The organism is Bacillus sp. FSL P4-0248 (assembly GCF_038593305.1).
Taxonomy (GTDB): Bacteria; Bacillota; Bacilli; order Bacillales; family Bacillaceae; genus Bacillus; species Bacillus safensis.
Genome location: NZ_CP151983.1, coordinates 2,016,526 through 2,033,869, shown reverse-complemented (window position 1 = coordinate 2,033,869; position 17,344 = coordinate 2,016,526). Strand labels below are relative to the sequence as shown.

The following is a 17,344-nucleotide window of genomic DNA, read 5'->3' as shown; positions in this document are numbered from 1 at the left end:
TGATATTTACCTTATTTTTGGTTTAAAATGAAATATAAACGCTTACAATTCGTTCGTTTTGAAGGGGGACAGGCACGATGAGTTTTGCTTTAATCAAGATGTGGTTTGCGCTTGGTTCAATGGGGCTCATGTTTTTAGCCGTAGTAACCATTTATTTCAGCAGGTTTAAGCTGAAAAGCAAATTTCTTAAAATAACGGCCTCGACCGTTGCGTACAGCTTGATGCTGATATCAGGTATCATTGTGTTTTTAGTTGTCATTAGCGGACCGGTTAATGAATAAAGAAAAAGGAAGAATGTGATGATCAAAGCAAAAGTCAGTGTCACGCTGTTAGCACTTATTTTATTAACAGGATGTCTGTATCCAGAGAATCGCAAAGCTGAGAACCGGGTGCCATACGAAGAGCAGCTGCAAAGTGTACAGACAGCGATTGAGGAATTTCAAAAAGCAACAAATGGTCTTCTGCCTATAGAAACAAAAGAAGCAGACACGCCGGTTTATCAGAAATATGTCATCGACTTTAAGCGCTTGTCACCAAGATATTTACACGATGTACCGTCTACATCTTATGAAGGCGGGGGCGAATATATTTATGTCCTCACAGACGTCGAAAAGAAACCCACTGTGAAACTGCTTGATGTCAAAATGACGCAGACCATCAATGAATTACGGCTTAGAATCAAGGTGTATCAAGATGAACATACATATCCGCCATACGGCAAAGTCGTATCAGCCAATTTATATACGTTAAATGAAAAAAAACTAGGATTAAAATCGCCGCCTGCGGTGATAAGTCCTGTGACAGGGAATTCCCTCCCATTACTGATTTCATCAAACGGTGACATCTATGTGGACTACCGCAGTGATTTTGCTCATATTTTGAAGAATACGAAGCAAAAGCTGAAACCAGGTGAAAACATTCAGGATGTATATTGGCAGGAAACCCCGTTTGTACCCGCGTTTTCTGTCCCATATACCATCAACAAAAAAGGTGAGCCTGCCTTTTTAGAAAAAAAGACGTCATAAACAAGAATGAACCTTTTTCCTCTGCATATAAATGAGGAGAAAGGTTTTTTTATGGCTAAACTTACTCTCAAAACAAAAAGGTGTCATATTCAAATAGGACAACGTCATACACATATATTGTCCAGACACCTTTCAAGCACAGTTTGATTGAAGAATAGAGTATTTCATTTGAAAACGAGGATAGCAAGTCCGGGAGGGGATCACTTGGAAAAAGTCGATATTTTCAAGGATATCGCTGAACGAACAGGAGGCGATATATATTTAGGAGTCGTTGGCGCTGTTCGTACAGGGAAATCTACGTTTATTAAAAAGTTTATGGAGCTCGTGGTGCTCCCGAATATCAATAATGAGGCAGATCGTGCAAGAGCACAGGATGAATTGCCGCAAAGCGCAGCAGGAAAAACCATTATGACCACAGAGCCAAAATTTGTACCGAATCAAGCCGCATCAATTCACGTGAGTGATGGCCTTGATGTCAACATCAGACTTGTCGATTGTGTGGGATATACTGTCCCTGGTGCGCGCGGGTATGAAGATGAAAATGGCCCAAGAATGATCAATACGCCGTGGTATGAAGAGCCAATCCCGTTTCATGAAGCAGCGGAAATTGGTACACGCAAGGTCATTCAAGAGCATTCAACAATAGGTGTAGTGATTACAACAGATGGTTCCATTGGAGAAATTCCAAGACATGATTATATTGAATCTGAAGAACGTGTGATTGATGAACTCAAAGAGGTTGGAAAGCCGTTTATTATGGTCATCAACTCTGTGAGGCCATATCATCCTGAAACAGAAGCGCTCCGGCAGGAACTTAGCCAAAAGTATGATATTCCAGTACTCGCCATGAGCGTAGAAAGTATGAGAGAGCAAGACGTACTCAGCGTTCTTCGTGAAGCATTATATGAATTCCCAGTCCTAGAGGTGAATGTGAACCTGCCAAGCTGGGTGATGGTGCTAAAAGAAGATCACTGGCTGAGAGAAAGCTATCAGGATTCAGTAAAGGAAACTGTAAAGGATATTAAAAGATTAAGAGATGTCGACCGTGTCGTTGGTCAATTCAGTGAATTTGATTTTATCGAAAGAGCGGGTTTAGCAGGAATTGAAATGGGTCAGGGGATTGCAGAGATTGACCTGTATGCGCCAGATGATCTATATGATCATATTTTAAAAGAAGTGGTTGGTGTAGAAATTAGAGGAAAAGACCATCTTCTAGAGCTGATGCAAGATTTTGCTCATGCTAAGACAGAATATGATCAAGTATCAGACGCATTGAAAATGGTGAAGCAGACTGGTTACGGGATTGCAGCGCCAGCGTTGTCCGATATGAGTTTAGATGAGCCAGAAATCATTAGGCAGGGATCAAGATTCGGTGTGAGATTAAAAGCGGTCGCTCCATCTATTCATATGATCAAAGTAGATGTAGAGAGTGAATTTGCACCGATTATCGGAACAGAAAAACAAAGTGAAGAGCTCGTCCGCTACTTAATGCAAGATTTTGAAGATGATCCGCTTTCGATTTGGAATTCAGATATATTTGGCCGCTCCCTCAGCTCCCTTGTCAGAGAAGGCATTCAAGCGAAGCTGTCTCTTATGCCGGAAAACGCAAGATATAAGCTGAAGGAAACGCTTGAAAGAATCATTAACGAAGGATCAGGCGGTTTGATCGCGATTATTTTATAGCAAGTGAGACCTCTCATTGATGGGGTCTTTTTTTTGCGTGTAGAATGAGTCATAAAAAGACAATTGTATAAAGATTAGTCAGATTCAGGCTGAAATTAGGAATATTCGTTCGCAAAAGTGCCCTTAATCCTTGACGAATAAGGATTCTTCCCTTTAAAATGCTTGATATGGTATTTCATATGTGTTAATCTACTTACAGAAAATCTTCACTTTGTTGGACAAACATTCCTTCAAAGAGATGTTTTCTAATGAAAAGCCATGTATAACGCTTTCTAGACGCTCTTTTTTCTGAAAAAGGGTATAGAAAGAAGATGAATTGTGAAGAAATGATAACAATCTACTGAATGCATATTTTTGGGAGGAGGTGAAAGGCATGAACAAGACAGAACTTATTAACGCGGTTGCTGAAGCAAGCGAGTTATCTAAAAAAGACGCGACAAAAGCAGTTGATTCTGTTTTTGATACAATTTTAGATGCACTTAAAAATGGTGACAAAATCCAACTTATTGGTTTTGGTAACTTTGAAGTACGTGAGCGTTCAGCTCGTAAAGGACGTAACCCACAAACTGGTGCAGAGATCGAAATCCCTGCAAGCAAAGTACCTGCTTTCAAACCAGGTAAAGCACTTAAAGACGCGGTGGCAGGTAAATAATCGTTATGTGTAATGATCCTGTTGAAGGAGTTATACATATACAGTTTCACACTGGTCTAGAAAAGCCCCTTTCATAAGGGGCTTTTCCTTTTGAATCAAAAGGTTCGTTTAGAACGCTCTCCTTTGCTTTTAGGATCTGAAGTGTGCTAGAATCTGAATGAAATGTAATCGCCTTTGGAGGATATAATACATGAGTGAAATAAATAAAGAATTAATCGAACACGCAGTACGCGATATATTAAAAGCAATCGGAGAAGATCCGGATCGTGAAGGACTTCTTGATACCCCAAAACGAGTTGCAAAAATGTATGAAGAAGTGTTCTCGGGATTAAATGAAGATCCAAAAGAACATTTTAAAACCATTTTTGGCGAAGACCACGAAGAACTCGTCCTTGTAAAAGATATTGCTTTCCATTCAATGTGTGAACACCACCTTGTGCCTTTCTACGGGAAAGCCCATGTCGCTTATATTCCGCGCGGAGGAAAAGTAACGGGACTTAGTAAGCTGGCAAGAGCTGTAGAAGCCGTGGCAAAACGCCCGCAGCTTCAGGAACGCATTACATCAACGATTGCAGATAGTATGGTGGAAACACTTAATCCGCATGGCGTGATGATTGTCGTTGAAGCAGAGCATATGTGTATGACGATGCGCGGAGTGAAAAAGCCAGGCGCTAAAACAGTGACCTCAGCCGTCCGCGGCACATTTGCAAATGATGCAGCCGCAAGAGCAGAAGTGCTTTCCTTTATTAAAAACGACTAATTCAATAGATGGAAGGTGAACAAAATGAGTGAAAATAAAGCATCTGATTTTGTGGTGATTAAAGCCATTGATAATGGTGTAAACGTCATCGGCCTAACAAGAGGCTCTGATACAAGATTTCACCATTCCGAGAAACTCGATAAAGGTGAAGTGATCATTGCACAATTTACTGAGCATACGTCAGCGATCAAAGTAAGAGGCGATGCTGTCATTCAAACAAGCTTCGGCGAAATTCAAAGCGAAGCAAAGAAATAAAGAACTTGTAGCACTTGATAGCATAAAAGTGAGAGCTGATATGGTATAATAAATCTCTATACAATGTGCAGGTCTACATATGAAACTGTAATTTTTGGGACAAGGGTGATATCTTTGCAAGACATCTACGGAATTTTATCTAATCTAAATATAAAATTAAATAAAAAGCTTTCTCATCCTTATTTGGCGAAGCATTTACGCGCACCACTCATCGATGAAGATAAGCTCCTTCTTTTTCATGCAATGTTTGAAGAAGCTCAAATTGATGCAGAGAAAAAAGAAAATTATATTTTAACGGCGATGCTTGTGCAAATTGCCCTTGATACCCATGACGAAGTCACAACTGCTGCAGCCATCAAGCAAGACGAATTCAAAAATCGTCAGCTGACCATCCTGGCAGGAGACTATTTCAGTGGTCTCTATTATTCTCTTCTCTCTGACATGAAAGACATTTATATGATCCGCACGCTCGCTACGGCGATCAAAGAGATCAATGAACATAAAATTAGACTGTATGACCGGTCCATTCAAGATGCAGCGCACTTTTACAAAAGTGTAGCTACAGTTGAATCTGCGCTTTTCCAAAGGATTTCTGAGCACTTTCAATTAACGCATTGGAATGAGATTGCAAGTCGTTTTCTTGTTTATAAACGCTTCATGAAACAAGCAGAAAATGACAAACATTTAAAACTTTTTTTGAACGATCGTTATACGGACGCCTATTCATGTTTTGACAATTTTGAGAATGAAGGCTATGAAAAGGCCAAACGACCGATCAAGGAGCATCTTGTGTCATCTCCGGTCGTTCAAAAAGAGCTATTAAATCGCTTGGATCATATGAAAAATGAGCCTGCGTACCATCAGAAAGTGGAAGAAGGGTAAGTCATGCAGCAATCAAAAGAACAGCGAGTACACGGTGTATTTGAAAAAATTTATAAAAACTACGATCAAATGAACTCTGTCATCAGCTTTAAACAGCATAAGAAATGGCGCGATAAAACAATGAAACTTATGAATGTGCAAAAAGGCTCTAAAGCATTAGATGTATGCTGCGGAACAGCCGATTGGACAATTGCGCTTGCAGATGCTGTTGGAGAAAAAGGTGAGGTCAAAGGCCTTGATTTTAGCAAAAATATGCTGAGTGTTGGAGAAACGAAGGTGAAGACTGGGGGCTACAAACAAATTGAATTGCTTCATGGCAATGCGATGGAGCTTCCTTTTGAGGACAACTCATTTGATTATGTCACCATCGGTTTTGGACTTAGAAACGTTCCTGATTATTTAACGGTGCTAAAGGAAATGACAAGAGTAGTGAAGCCTGGCGGAATGGTTGTCTGTCTTGAGACATCACAGCCTGAGATGATCGGTTTTAAACAGGGCTACTACATCTATTTCAAATACATTATGCCGCTCTTTGGTAAACTGTTTGCCAAAAGTTATCAGGAGTATTCATGGCTTCAAGAATCAGCCAAAACGTTCCCTGGCATGAAAGAGCTGGCGGCTCTGTTTGAAGAGGCCGGGTTGTCTGATGTCTCGTATCATCCATTTACAGGCGGTGTAGCAGCAACACATATCGGAAAGAAGCTTTGAATAAACGATATTTGGGTGAAGATAATGAAACTAAAAGCAATGATCTCTTTTTTAAATCATGATATCGATATAATTGAAAAAGAGCTTGAACAAACCGTTCGCTCTGATTATGCATTATTAAGTGAAGCAGGTCTTCATTTGCTGCAAGCGGGCGGAAAACGAATCCGCCCCGTTTTTGTTCTCCTTTCAGGCATGTTTGGTGACTATGACATTAATAAAATTAAATATGTTGCCGTTGCCCTTGAGCTGATTCATATGGCATCACTTGTTCACGATGATGTCATTGATGATGCAGAGCTGAGAAGAGGCAAACCAACCATAAAGGCAAAATGGGATAACAGAATTGCCATGTACACAGGGGATTATATGTTTGCGAGATCACTTGAATACATGACAAAAATCAATCACCCAATGGCACATGAAATTTTGTCAAAAATGGTTGTTGAGCTTTGTCTTGGTGAGATAGAGCAAGTGAAAGATAAATATAATATGGATCAAAACCTGCGTACATATTTAAGAAGAATCAAACGAAAAACAGCCTTGCTTATTGCAGGCAGCTGTCAATTAGGCGCCATTGCAGCAGGAACAGATGAAAAAACACATAAAGCCCTCTATTGGTTTGGATACTATGTCGGCATGTCCTATCAAATCATTGATGATGTCCTTGATTTCACATCAACTGAAGAAGAGCTGGGCAAGCCTGTCGGAGGAGACCTTTTACAAGGGAATGTCACACTCCCAGTCTTATATGCACTGAAAAATCCGACACTAGAAGGCCAATTGAAGCTGATCAATAGTGAAACGACGGAGAAGCAGCTGAAGCCTGTCATTGAAAGCCTCAAACAAACAGATGCGATTGACCGCTCGATTAGAGTGAGTGAAATGTATTTGAAAAAAGCTTTTGAACAGCTCGACAAACTTCCTCGAGGACGAGCGAGAACGTCCCTCGCCTCCATTGCAAAATATATTGGGAAACGAAAATTCTAATCAACGTGATGTTGATTGGTTTTTTTGTGAAATTTTTTGTCAAAAATTGATTATTATAAAAAAAAATGATACGATCACTTTGTAACAATGTAAGCCTATACATACATAACGACGGGGTGGAAAACGTATATGGACAAAACATTTCTTATGGTCAAACCTGATGGTGTGGAAAGACAATTAATCGGTGACATTGTGTCAAGATTCGAAAAAAAGGGGCTTCAGCTTGTTGGTGCAAAACTAATGAGTATACCAAAGGAAGTAGCAGAAACACATTACGGAGAGCATAAAGAAAAACCATTTTTCGGGGAATTGGTTGACTTTATTACGTCAGGACCTGTATTTGCAATGGTATGGCAAGGTGAACAGGTAGTAGACGTAACAAGACAGATTATCGGCAAAACAAATCCAAAGGAAGCGCTTCCAGGAACAATAAGAGGAGATTATGGATTGACTGTTGGGAAAAACATTATCCATGGGTCTGACTCACCAGAAAGTGCTGAAAGAGAAATTAACTTATTCTTCAAACAAGAAGAACTCACAAGCTGGGATCAAACCATCTCAAGCTGGATTTATTAAGATTCAAGCCAAGGTGTTCATCTAATGGGCACTTTGGCTTTTTTTTATATTGAACTTTCTGCACGAAATTTCGCATGAGAAGATACAAATTTTCGATAAAAACAGCTATACTAGGACAAAGATAGATGAGACAGGAGAGGACATTGATGGATCCATATCAAGTTTTTGTTGGAAAATGGAAAAAACTAACCGGGGTTGATCTGAATTTATATAAAGAAGCACAAATGAAACGGAGATTAACATCACTTTATGATAAAAAAGGATATAAAAATTTTGAAGCATTCGCGGCCGCGCTTGAAAAGGACAGAGCATTATTAGATGAGACGATGGACCGCATGACGATAAATGTGTCAGAATTTTACCGAAACTATCAGCGCTGGGAAGTACTTGATCAAAAAATTCTGCCGCTGCTTTCGAAAAATGGCGGCACCTTAAAGATTTGGAGTGCAGCATGTTCGACAGGAGAGGAGCCATATACACTCTCCATGCTGCTGTCAAGCCATCCTCTTGTGAAAGACTTCCAAATTATTGCCACTGATATTGATGATAAAGTTCTGCAGTCAGCTCAAAAAGGCAGATATCATGAACGCTCTCTGCAAGAGGTGCCAGATCATATCAAGCAAAAATATTTCACAAAAGAAGATTCTTCATTTTACACTGTGAAGGATGAGGTTCGAAAGCATATTCAATTTAAGAAGCACAACCTTTTAGCAGATCCATATGAAAAACAGCTTGACCTCATCGTCTGCCGAAATGTACTGATTTACTTTACTGAAGAGGCAAAAGAAGAAATTTACTTAAAAATGAGCAGCAGTTTAAAACAAAATGGCGTATTATTTGTTGGTTCTACAGAGCAAATTTTTCACCCAGAAAAGTTTGGACTGACATCTGCTGATACTTTCTTTTATCAAAAGAAGGGTATGTAGCTGACTTTTTAGTAGCAAGTGTGTTATTATATTTTTACTTAAAAGCGTTAATGCGATGAAGGGAGATTGAGTCATGAGATACTTAACAGCAGGTGAATCACATGGTCCACAACTGACCACAATTATTGAAGGAGTTCCAGCGGGACTTTACATAGAGCAGGATGACATCAATTATGAATTGGCTAGAAGACAAAAAGGTCATGGCCGCGGAAGAAGAATGCAGATTGAAAAAGACCAGGCGAAAGTGTTAAGTGGTGTTCGCCACGGAAGAACATTAGGTTCCCCAATCGCACTTGTTGTTGAAAACAACGACTGGAAGCATTGGACAAAGGTGATGGGGGCAGAGCCGATCACGGAAGAAGAAGAAAGTGAAATGAAGCGTCAAATCTCCCGTCCAAGACCAGGACATGCGGATTTAAATGGGGCGATCAAATATGGACACCGTGATATGAGAAACGTATTAGAGCGCTCATCAGCCCGCGAAACAACTGTTCGAGTAGCAGCAGGCGCAGTTGCCAAACAAATCTTGGCGCATCTAGGGATTAAAGTAGCTGGCCACGTTCTTGAAATTGGCGGAGTGAAAGCAGCTCATACAGCATATGAGTCTATTGAAGATTTACAGAAGGTAACAGAAGAATCACCTGTTCGCTGCTATGACAGTGAAGCAGGTCAGAAAATGATGGATGCAATTGATGAAGCGAAGAAAAACGGCGATTCAATTGGCGGAATTGTTGAAGTCATCGTTGAAGGGATGCCGGTTGGGGTTGGCAGCTATGTTCATTACGATCGTAAATTGGACAGCAAGCTTGCGGGCGCTGTACTTAGTATCAACGCTTTTAAAGGGGTTGAATTCGGTATTGGCTTCGAGGCAGCCTCTAAAAACGGCAGTGAGGTCCATGATGAAATCATCTGGGATGAAGAAAAGGGCTATACGAGAAAAACAAATCGCCTAGGTGGTCTTGAAGGCGGAATGTCAACCGGTATGCCAATTGTCGTAAGAGGGGTTATGAAACCAATCCCAACGCTTTATAAGCCGCTTCAAAGCGTTGACATTGAAACAAAAGAACCTTTCTCTGCAAGTATTGAACGATCTGACAGCTGTGCTGTTCCTGCTGCAAGTGTTGTTGCAGAAGCAGTCGTTGCATGGGAAATTGCCAATGCAGTTGTGGAGCAGTTTGGCCTTGACCAAATCGACCGCATTAAAGAAAATGTTGAGAAAATGCGCCAGCTTCAGAGGGAATTTTAATGAAAACACTGGAAGTTAAGACGTCTTCAGCCACTTATCCTGTATTTATCGGTGATGGGATTAAACGCAATATCGTCGACTTGATAACTTCCACTGGGCATTCCTATACGAAGCTCTTAATCGTCACAGATGCAGCTGTTGATGCCATTTATGGGGATGAGATGGTTCGCTTACTTCAGCAGAAGTGGCCTGTGAACAAAGTGGTTGTGCCAAGCGGAGAGCAGTCAAAATCCTTTGCCGAATTTGAGCATATTCATACGAAAGCCATTCAATTTCAGCTTGATCGTTCCTCCTGCATCATTGCGCTGGGAGGAGGCGTGATTGGAGATTTGGCTGGCTTTGCTGCTGCCACTTATATGAGAGGCATTGATTTTATCCAAGTGCCGACGACGCTGCTGGCACATGATAGTGCAGTTGGCGGGAAAACAGGGATCAACCATCCGCTCGGTAAAAATTTAATCGGTGCGTTTCATCAGCCGAAAGCTGTGATCTATGATACTAGTATGCTTGAGACTCTCTCTCAAATTGAACGAAGATCAGGCTTTGCAGAAGTCATCAAACATGCACTGATTTCAAGTGAAGAATTTTTATCAGAACTGATGTCCATTCGTTCTTTGACGGATTTATCAAAAAGCGAGCTGGCACATATGCTGTATCAAGGCATTCAAGTCAAAGCGTCAATCGTTCAAGAAGATGAAAAAGAACAAGGTGTGCGTGCATTTTTGAATTTAGGCCATACACTAGGGCATGCCATTGAAGCAGAGTATGGATATGGCGCCATCACGCACGGAGATGCCATTGCAATCGGCATGCAGTTTGCGCTGTATGTGAGCGAAAAGCAGCTGGGGCTCAGCCTTAATCGTTTGGAACTAAAAGAGTGGATGAAAGAGCTCGGTTTCCCGGTCAATGTCACAAAAGATATTTCCACGAAAACATTTGTTGACCGGATGATTGGTGATAAAAAAGCAAGAGGCGGCAGTGTTCAATTTGTTTTATTAAAACAGGTTGGAGACGTCACCTTACAGTCTTTCACAAAAGATGAGCTGCACTACTGGCTCGAAGAATGGAAACGGGAGGAGGGATGTCTATGATGTTTCGCGGGATACGTGGGGCTACAACTGTGATAGAAGATACAGAAACAGAAGTGTTAAATAAAACGAAACAGCTGCTAGAAGCGATCATTTCAAGAAACCAAGTAGATCCAGAACGTGTCGTGCAGATCTTGATTTCAGCTACACAAGATATTCACTCCGTTTTTCCGGCAAAAGCACTTCGTCAATTTGAAGGATGGACATATGTACCGGTTACTTGTATGCAGGAACTGGACATTGATGGCGGTTTAAAGCAATGTATTCGTGTCTTAATGACTGTCCAGACAGATACAAAGCAGGAAGACATACAGCATGTATACTTGGAAGAAGCTGTGACGCTTCGCCCTGATTTACAGTTGACAAAAAACAAGGAATTATAATACGATATGAACAGCCGAAGTTTACACACAGGTGTAAACGGCATTGCAAGCTTAGAGAAGATGAGAATGAGACTAGGGTAGTTGAGATGAGTAGAGTTGAGCAGAGATACGATACTTCTATTTAATCATACTGCCTAAAAGAGTAACCCTCTTTTAGGCTTATTTTGTATACTCATACAAACCCTCTATATGTCCCCTCATTCTCCTTAATCCCATTTAAGGAGTGTGCTTATGAATTCCCAATCAAACCTGACTCAATTTTTAAAGGATAGTGAGTCCTACAAAACGATCCCAATTGTTGAAACCATTACAGTCGATACGCTCTCACCGATTCAAATTGTTGAAAAACTCAAACAAGATATTGTGTATTTGCTAGAAAGCAAAGATGAGTCTTCCAGCTGGTCGAGATATTCCTTCATTGGATTGCATCCGTTTTTAACCTTACATGATGACCAAAACAAATACGTTGCACGTGATGCTGCGGGGCAGGAAGTCATGCAAAAGCAAGAGCTGAAAAAACTGCTGGATTGGATGAAAGAGCAATATCAAATCAAAACGCCAGATATTGATATCCCATTTACAGGCGGGGCTGTTGGGTACTTAAGCTACGATCTAATCCCAAACATTGAACCTTCTGTCAGGCCTCACCGCAGCGCATCGACGACAGAAAATTGCACATTATTTGTCTGCCAAACGATGATTGCTTTTGATCATGAAACAAATCATGTTCATTTTATCCAGTACACCCAGCTAACCGGACATGAAACAGAAGACGAAAAAATACGCGCTTACAAAGAAAATCAAAAACAGCTTGAACAGATGATTCACAAGCTTCATTCAAAGGTTGATATGAAAGAACTGATTTTATCAGGGAATATGAATGAGCCGCCGTCCTTTGAACATGTGACGTCAACCTATGAAAAAGCGCAATTTCTAAAAGATGTTGAAAAAATAAAAGAATACATTCGAGCGGGTGACATTTTTCAAGGCGTACTCTCGCAGCGCTTTGATATCCCTGTGTCAGTGAGTTCATTTGAATTATACCGCGTGCTTCGGATTGTGAATCCATCTCCTTATATGTATTTTATGAAATTAAAAGACCGTGATTTAGTCGGTAGCTCGCCAGAACGATTAATCCATGCCAAAAATGGGCATTTAGAAATTCATCCTATTGCTGGCACAAGAAAACGAGGAAGAACGATAGAAGAGGATGCTGAGCTAGCAAAAGAGCTGCTTGAAGATGAAAAGGAAAAAGCCGAGCATTACATGTTAGTGGATCTTGCCAGAAACGATGTTGGCCGTGTGGCAGAATACGGCAGTGTATCCGTACCTACCTTTACAAAAGTAGTGAATTTTTCACATGTCATGCACATCATCTCCATTGTGACAGGAAAGCTAAAGCGGGATACACATCCAGTCGATGCGCTCATGTCCGCATTCCCTGCAGGCACATTAACAGGTGCCCCGAAAATAAGAGCGATGCAATTATTAAATGAAATGGAGCCTGAGCCAAGAGAAACGTATGGCGGCTGTATTGCCTATATTGGATTCGACGGCAATATCGACTCCTGTATTACCATTCGTACGATGAGCGTCAAAAATCAGACCGCTTCTATACAAGCAGGCGCCGGCATTGTGGCTGATTCTGTCCCAGAAAATGAATGGGAAGAGACTTGTAACAAGGCAGGAGCACTTTTGAAAGCCATTCAGCTTGCGGAACATATTTTCTCAGAAAAGGAGAGTGTGCAGGATGAATCACCGACTATCAGCTCTTGTTAATGGAGGCTTTCTATCAGAAAATGAAGCAATTAAACTCATGCATGATATGATGAGCGGCTTTTTAACAGATGCCGAAGTCGCTGCTAGTCTCTCGATTTTAGCGCATAGGGGAGAAACCGCTGAAGAAATGACGGGTTTTGTGAAAGCCATGCGGCAAAATGCAGCACCAATGGAACGATCGCTTGATGTTGTTGACACTTGCGGCACAGGAGGCGATGGACTCTCCACCTTTAATATATCAACTGCCGCCGCCATTGTCGCTTCCGCTGCTGGAGCCAAAATCGCCAAACACGGAAATCGATCAGTTTCTTCTAAAAGCGGGAGTGCCGATGTACTTGAGTGTCTTGGGATTCATATTCAATCCACACCAGAAGAAACAAGAAGACAAATACAAGAGAAAAACATGGGATTTTTATTTGCCCCATTGTATCATTCATCTATGAAACAAGTAGCCGCAGTCCGCAAGCAGCTCGGCTTCCGGACGGTATTTAATCTATTAGGCCCGCTTTGCCACCCAATGCAAGCCAAAAAGCAAATCATCGGCGTTTACTCAAAGGAAAAGGCGAAGTTAATGGCAAAAGCCCTTGCGCCGTTAGAGCCAGAACATGTGCTGTTTGTTTGCGGAGAAGATGGGCTGGATGAATTAACGATTACAGCAAATTCATATGTGATTGAACTCAAAAAAGATGTCATGACAGAATATACACTTAATCCAGAAGACTTTGGGCTGCAAAAAGGATATTTATCAGATATTCAGGTCCAATCACCGGAAGAGAGTGCTAAATTGATTCAGAATATATTGAATCATCAAACAGGAGGGGCGCCGCTTCATATTACAGCCCTGAATGCTGGAGCGGCTTTATATGTCGCAGGAAAGTCAGAAAGCCTCATGGCCGGAACATTAAAAGCGATTGAAACGATTAAAAACGGCGCAGCCAAAGAACAATTGGCTCGTTTAAAACAAAAAACGAGAGAGGAAGAGATCTATGCTTAATCAAATCATTTCCCGCAAAAAAGAACATATCCAAACATTGCAGTTACCAGTGGATGGACACTTTGAAAGACGATCATTTAAAGAAGCACTCATGAATCCTCATCGCTCAATTGGTCTCATTGCGGAGGTGAAAAAGGCGTCTCCTTCCAAAGGAATCATTCAACCGAATTTTGATCCTTTACAAACAGCAAAAGCTTACGAAAAATCAAATGCTGATTGCTTATCTGTTTTAACGGATGAACCGTTCTTTCAAGGAAAAAACGAATACTTATCCCTCATTAAAAAACACGTAGATCGTCCAATTTTAAGAAAAGATTTCATCATTGATTCCATACAAGTAGAAGAGTCAAGACGTATAGGGGCAGATGCCATTTTATTAATTGGAGAAGTTCTTGAGCCGCAAAAGCTGCACGAGCTCTATGCTGAAGCGAAAGAGAAAGGCCTAGATGTCCTTGTCGAAGTACATGCAGCAGATACACTGGAAAATATTTTGAAGTTGTTTACCCCTGAAATCATTGGAGTGAACAACCGGAATTTAAATACATTTACAACAACAGTTGAACAAACAAAAGAGATCGCACCCCTCGTTCCAAACGATGTCTTACTAGTGAGTGAGAGCGGTATTCAAACATTTGATGATCTGACCTTTGTGAAGGAACATGGAGCGGGTGCAGTTCTTGTAGGAGAATCATTAATGAGAGAACAATCACAAGAAAAAGCCGTTCAAACATTGTTTGGAGAATGAACAGGATGAAGCCTTACTTAAAATATTGCGGAGCAGTATCACAAGAAGATGTGGAATGTATTGCGCAATCTCACGCAGATGCCATTGGATTTATTTTTGCTCCAAGTAAAAGACAAGTCCAGCCAGCTCAAGTGAAACAATGGCTCATTCAAACAAAGTGTGAGAAAAAAATTACCGGTGTATTTGTAAATGAAAAGATCGAAAAAGTATGTGACATCACAAAACATATACCTTTAGATATCGTACAGCTTCATGGAGATGAAACGAAGGATGACGCAAAAAAAATCAAACAACAAACAGGGGCTGTCGTTTGGAAAGTGTTCCACCACGAATCCAATATCACAAACACGCTGGAAAAAATGACGGCATTTGCACCTGTTGTCGATGGCTTTCTCATTGATGCGAAAGTAAAAGGGATGAGAGGCGGCTCTGGAACAGCTTTTGCTTGGGAGGCGGTGCCTGCATACGTTAAGCATGCAAAACGGCTTGAGAAAACTTGCATAATTGCAGGCGGTATCACACCAGAAACGGTAGCAGAGCTCCTTGCCTATGGTCCAGAAGCGCTCGATCTTTCAAGCGGAATAGAAGAAAACGGGAAGAAAAGCAGCGCTAAGATCGAAGCGCTCGAAGAAAGGATGTTAAATGATGTACGCATATCCAAATGAGATTGGCAGATACGGAGAATTCGGAGGGAAATTTGTCCCGGAAACGCTCATGCAGCCACTTGCAGAAATCGAGCAGGCATTTCGTGAATTAAAAGAGGACCCTGCTTTTCAAACAGAATATGTATCACTACTTCGAAACTATTCAGGCAGACCAACTGCGCTTACATATGCTGAACAATTATCAGCATACCTCGGCGGCGCAAAGATCTATTTAAAAAGGGAAGATTTAAACCACACGGGTGCTCATAAAATTAACAATGCGCTTGGTCAGGCCCTGCTTGCGAAAAAAATGGGGAAATCAAACATCATCGCGGAAACAGGCGCGGGCCAGCACGGAGTAGCTGCTGCAACGGTGGCCGCAAAGTTCGGGTTATCCTGCACGGTATTTATGGGAAAAGAAGATGTGGAAAGACAATCACTCAATGTCTTTCGGATGAAGCTGCTTGGCGCTGAAGTCATACCTGTCACAAGCGGGAATGGCACACTAAAAGATGCAACCAACGAAGCTATCCGCTATTGGGTTCAGCACTGCAGTGATCATTTTTACATGATTGGCTCCGTTGTAGGCCCTCATCCGTATCCTCAAATCGTCAGTGAGTTCCAGCGGATGATTGGTGATGAAGCAAAAGAGCAGCTGCTTGAAAAAGAAGGAAGGCTTCCTCATAAAGTCATTGCCTGTGTTGGCGGCGGAAGTAATGCCATTGGAATGTACCGGGCATTCTTAGATGAAGAGGTAGATATCATTGGTGTAGAGGCAGCTGGAAAAGGAATCGATACGCCGCTCCATGCTGCAACCATCACGAAAGGAACCAAAGGTGTGATCCACGGGTCTTTGACATACTTAATCCAAGACGAATTTGGCCAAATTATTGAGCCATATTCGATTTCCGCTGGTTTAGATTATCCGGGAATTGGACCAGAGCACGCATATTTACATGCGAGCGGGCGGGTTCAATATGTGAGTGCAACAGATCAAGAAGCACTAGATGCCCTAAAACTGCTGACTGAAAAAGAAGGAATACTTCCAGCAATTGAAACTGCACATGCGTTAGCCAAGGCGTTTGAGGTAAGCAAGACGATGAATGAAGATGAAATTGTTCTTGTCTGCCTGTCAGGAAGAGGCGATAAGGATGTGCATACATTAATGAACGTGCTTGAAAGTGAGGGAAAAACAAAATGATCACGTTTCAATTAGAGCAAGGTGAAAAATTATTTATCCCATTTATCACAGCGGGAGATCCGTCAGAAGACATTACGATTGATTTAGCTGTCTCTCTTCAAGCAGCCGGTGCACATGCGATTGAACTCGGTGTTCCTTATTCCGATCCATTAGCAGACGGTCCTGTCATTCAAAGAGCCTCCAAAAGAGCTCTAAATCATGGCATGAATATCGTAAAAGCGATAGAATTAGCAGGGAAGATGAAAAAAAACGGAGTAAAAATTCCTGTAATTCTATTTACGTATTATAATCCTGTGTTACAATTAGACACAGAATACTTTTTCGCTTTACTGCGCAAAAATCATATTTCGGGACTCTTAACACCCGACTTGCCGTTTGAAGAGAGCAGCGAGCTGCAAAAGAACTGTCAAACACATGGCATTTCATATATTTCACTCGTTGCACCAACAAGCAAGGAACGATTAGTAAACATTGTAGAGCAGGCAGAAGGTTTTGTGTATTGTGTTTCATCTCTTGGTGTAACAGGTGTCAGGCAATCCTTTGACGCGTCAATTACAGATTTTATTCAACAAGTGAAACAGCTGAGTCACATACCGGTTGCTGTCGGTTTTGGCATCTCAACAAGAGAGCAGGTAGACTCAATGAATAAACTGAGTGACGGTGTTGTTGTCGGAAGTGCACTTGTGAAAAAAATTGAAGAGCTTCAAGAACAATTGCTGGCAAGTGATACACGTCAAGAGGCTTTAAGAGAATTTGAAACATATGCAAAAACATTTAGTCCCCTCTATTCATTCAAATGAGGTGAAACAT

The 17,344-nt window shown here is 41.3% G+C and carries 20 protein-coding genes; all 20 read left to right on the top strand.

Translation table 11 applies throughout. From position 1 onward, the window contains the following. The first annotated feature begins 77 nt into the window (after positions 1-77). The 20 genes from NST65_RS10245 (at position 78) to trpA (ending at position 17,334) form a co-directional block, all read left to right on the top strand. Complete coding sequence (locus tag NST65_RS10245) at positions 78-281, top strand: DUF2768 domain-containing protein (RefSeq protein ID WP_041117835.1); 204 nt, start codon at positions 78-80, stop codon at positions 279-281. An 18-nt stretch (positions 282-299) separates the two neighbouring features. Further along, positions 300-1,025, top strand: coding sequence for a hypothetical protein (locus NST65_RS10240; RefSeq protein WP_041117833.1), 726 nt, complete (start codon positions 300-302; stop codon positions 1,023-1,025). A gap of 204 nt (positions 1,026-1,229) precedes the next feature. Beyond that, positions 1,230-2,708: a stage IV sporulation protein A gene (spoIVA, locus tag NST65_RS10235; RefSeq protein WP_008344534.1), complete on the top strand. Its 1,479-nt coding sequence runs from the start codon at positions 1,230-1,232 to the stop codon at positions 2,706-2,708. A gap of 373 nt (positions 2,709-3,081) precedes the next feature. Beyond that, positions 3,082-3,360 carry a non-specific DNA-binding protein Hbs gene (gene hbs / locus NST65_RS10230; RefSeq protein WP_003215863.1) on the top strand — a complete coding sequence of 93 codons (279 nt, stop codon included), beginning with the start codon at positions 3,082-3,084 and terminating at the stop codon, positions 3,358-3,360. A gap of 190 nt (positions 3,361-3,550) precedes the next feature. Next, entirely contained in the window at positions 3,551-4,120 is a 570-nt protein-coding gene (gene folE / locus NST65_RS10225; RefSeq protein ID WP_003215789.1) for a GTP cyclohydrolase I FolE, read from the top strand. Positions 4,121-4,144: 24 nt separating this feature from the next. Next, complete coding sequence (gene mtrB / locus NST65_RS10220; protein ID WP_008344541.1) at positions 4,145-4,375, top strand: trp RNA-binding attenuation protein MtrB; 231 nt, start codon at positions 4,145-4,147, stop codon at positions 4,373-4,375. 114 nt (positions 4,376-4,489) lie between these two features. Beyond that, on the top strand, positions 4,490-5,257 hold the full coding sequence (locus tag NST65_RS10215) for a heptaprenyl diphosphate synthase component 1 (protein WP_061109295.1): 768 nt from the start codon (positions 4,490-4,492) through the stop codon (positions 5,255-5,257). A gap of 3 nt (positions 5,258-5,260) precedes the next feature. Then, positions 5,261-5,965 carry a demethylmenaquinone methyltransferase gene (locus NST65_RS10210; protein ID WP_024422810.1) on the top strand — a complete coding sequence of 235 codons (705 nt, stop codon included), beginning with the start codon at positions 5,261-5,263 and terminating at the stop codon, positions 5,963-5,965. A 24-nt stretch (positions 5,966-5,989) separates the two neighbouring features. Next, on the top strand, positions 5,990-6,952 hold the full coding sequence (gene hepT / locus NST65_RS10205; RefSeq protein WP_061109294.1) for a heptaprenyl diphosphate synthase component II: 963 nt from the start codon (positions 5,990-5,992) through the stop codon (positions 6,950-6,952). Positions 6,953-7,081: 129 nt separating this feature from the next. Further along, complete coding sequence (gene ndk / locus NST65_RS10200; protein ID WP_024422808.1) at positions 7,082-7,528, top strand: nucleoside-diphosphate kinase; 447 nt, start codon at positions 7,082-7,084, stop codon at positions 7,526-7,528. 146 nt (positions 7,529-7,674) lie between these two features. Then, entirely contained in the window at positions 7,675-8,454 is a 780-nt protein-coding gene (locus tag NST65_RS10195; RefSeq protein ID WP_034280426.1) for a protein-glutamate O-methyltransferase CheR, read from the top strand. A 73-nt stretch (positions 8,455-8,527) separates the two neighbouring features. Next, positions 8,528-9,700, top strand: a complete 1,173-nt coding sequence (gene aroC / locus NST65_RS10190) for a chorismate synthase (RefSeq protein ID WP_024422806.1) — start codon at positions 8,528-8,530, stop codon at positions 9,698-9,700. Continuing rightward, positions 9,700-10,791, top strand: coding sequence for a 3-dehydroquinate synthase (gene aroB, locus NST65_RS10185; protein WP_065214681.1), 1,092 nt, complete (start codon positions 9,700-9,702; stop codon positions 10,789-10,791). The genes aroC and aroB overlap by 1 nt, the downstream gene beginning before the upstream one ends. Further along, positions 10,788-11,171: a chorismate mutase gene (gene aroH / locus NST65_RS10180; RefSeq protein WP_024422804.1), complete on the top strand. Its 384-nt coding sequence runs from the start codon at positions 10,788-10,790 to the stop codon at positions 11,169-11,171. The genes aroB and aroH overlap by 4 nt, the downstream gene beginning before the upstream one ends. A gap of 231 nt (positions 11,172-11,402) precedes the next feature. Continuing rightward, positions 11,403-12,950, top strand: a complete 1,548-nt coding sequence (gene trpE / locus NST65_RS10175; protein ID WP_065214682.1) for an anthranilate synthase component I — start codon at positions 11,403-11,405, stop codon at positions 12,948-12,950. Next, the gene (trpD, locus tag NST65_RS10170; RefSeq protein ID WP_065214683.1) at positions 12,922-13,944 is read left to right on the top strand and encodes an anthranilate phosphoribosyltransferase; all 1,023 of its coding nucleotides are present in this window, start codon (positions 12,922-12,924) and stop codon (positions 13,942-13,944) included. Before trpE ends, trpD begins: the two co-directional genes overlap by 29 nt. Further along, a complete protein-coding gene (gene trpC / locus NST65_RS10165; RefSeq protein ID WP_065214684.1) occupies positions 13,937-14,689 on the top strand; it encodes an indole-3-glycerol phosphate synthase TrpC in 753 nt (250 codons plus the stop codon). The genes trpD and trpC overlap by 8 nt, the downstream gene beginning before the upstream one ends. Next, positions 14,686-15,354, top strand: coding sequence for a phosphoribosylanthranilate isomerase (locus NST65_RS10160; protein WP_181566847.1), 669 nt, complete (start codon positions 14,686-14,688; stop codon positions 15,352-15,354). Before trpC ends, NST65_RS10160 begins: the two co-directional genes overlap by 4 nt. Then, on the top strand, positions 15,335-16,534 hold the full coding sequence (gene trpB, locus NST65_RS10155; RefSeq protein WP_111926497.1) for a tryptophan synthase subunit beta: 1,200 nt from the start codon (positions 15,335-15,337) through the stop codon (positions 16,532-16,534). Before NST65_RS10160 ends, trpB begins: the two co-directional genes overlap by 20 nt. Continuing rightward, a complete protein-coding gene (trpA, locus tag NST65_RS10150) occupies positions 16,531-17,334 on the top strand; it encodes a tryptophan synthase subunit alpha (RefSeq protein WP_065214687.1) in 804 nt (267 codons plus the stop codon). Before trpB ends, trpA begins: the two co-directional genes overlap by 4 nt. Positions 17,335-17,344: the final 10 nt, after the last annotated feature.

What these genes read in the sequence shown, in the direction of transcription:
- NST65_RS10245 (WP_041117835.1), top strand. Translation starts at nt 78, where the DNA reads ATGAGTTTTGCTTTAATCAAGATGTGGTTTGCGCTTGGTTCAATGGGG.
- NST65_RS10240 (WP_041117833.1), top strand. Translation starts at nt 300, where the DNA reads ATGATCAAAGCAAAAGTCAGTGTCACGCTGTTAGCACTTATTTTATTA.
- hbs (WP_003215863.1), top strand. Translation starts at nt 3,082, where the DNA reads ATGAACAAGACAGAACTTATTAACGCGGTTGCTGAAGCAAGCGAGTTA.
- folE (WP_003215789.1), top strand. Translation starts at nt 3,551, where the DNA reads ATGAGTGAAATAAATAAAGAATTAATCGAACACGCAGTACGCGATATA.
- mtrB (WP_008344541.1), top strand. Translation starts at nt 4,145, where the DNA reads ATGAGTGAAAATAAAGCATCTGATTTTGTGGTGATTAAAGCCATTGAT.
- NST65_RS10210 (WP_024422810.1), top strand. Translation starts at nt 5,261, where the DNA reads ATGCAGCAATCAAAAGAACAGCGAGTACACGGTGTATTTGAAAAAATT.
- hepT (WP_061109294.1), top strand. Translation starts at nt 5,990, where the DNA reads ATGAAACTAAAAGCAATGATCTCTTTTTTAAATCATGATATCGATATA.
- ndk (WP_024422808.1), top strand. Translation starts at nt 7,082, where the DNA reads ATGGACAAAACATTTCTTATGGTCAAACCTGATGGTGTGGAAAGACAA.
- NST65_RS10195 (WP_034280426.1), top strand. Translation starts at nt 7,675, where the DNA reads ATGGATCCATATCAAGTTTTTGTTGGAAAATGGAAAAAACTAACCGGG.
- aroC (WP_024422806.1), top strand. Translation starts at nt 8,528, where the DNA reads ATGAGATACTTAACAGCAGGTGAATCACATGGTCCACAACTGACCACA.
- aroB (WP_065214681.1), top strand. Translation starts at nt 9,700, where the DNA reads ATGAAAACACTGGAAGTTAAGACGTCTTCAGCCACTTATCCTGTATTT.
- aroH (WP_024422804.1), top strand. Translation starts at nt 10,788, where the DNA reads ATGATGTTTCGCGGGATACGTGGGGCTACAACTGTGATAGAAGATACA.
- trpE (WP_065214682.1), top strand. Translation starts at nt 11,403, where the DNA reads ATGAATTCCCAATCAAACCTGACTCAATTTTTAAAGGATAGTGAGTCC.
- trpD (WP_065214683.1), top strand. Translation starts at nt 12,922, where the DNA reads ATGAATCACCGACTATCAGCTCTTGTTAATGGAGGCTTTCTATCAGAA.
- trpC (WP_065214684.1), top strand. Translation starts at nt 13,937, where the DNA reads ATGCTTAATCAAATCATTTCCCGCAAAAAAGAACATATCCAAACATTG.
- NST65_RS10160 (WP_181566847.1), top strand. Translation starts at nt 14,686, where the DNA reads ATGAACAGGATGAAGCCTTACTTAAAATATTGCGGAGCAGTATCACAA.
- trpB (WP_111926497.1), top strand. Translation starts at nt 15,335, where the DNA reads ATGTACGCATATCCAAATGAGATTGGCAGATACGGAGAATTCGGAGGG.
- trpA (WP_065214687.1), top strand. Translation starts at nt 16,531, where the DNA reads ATGATCACGTTTCAATTAGAGCAAGGTGAAAAATTATTTATCCCATTT.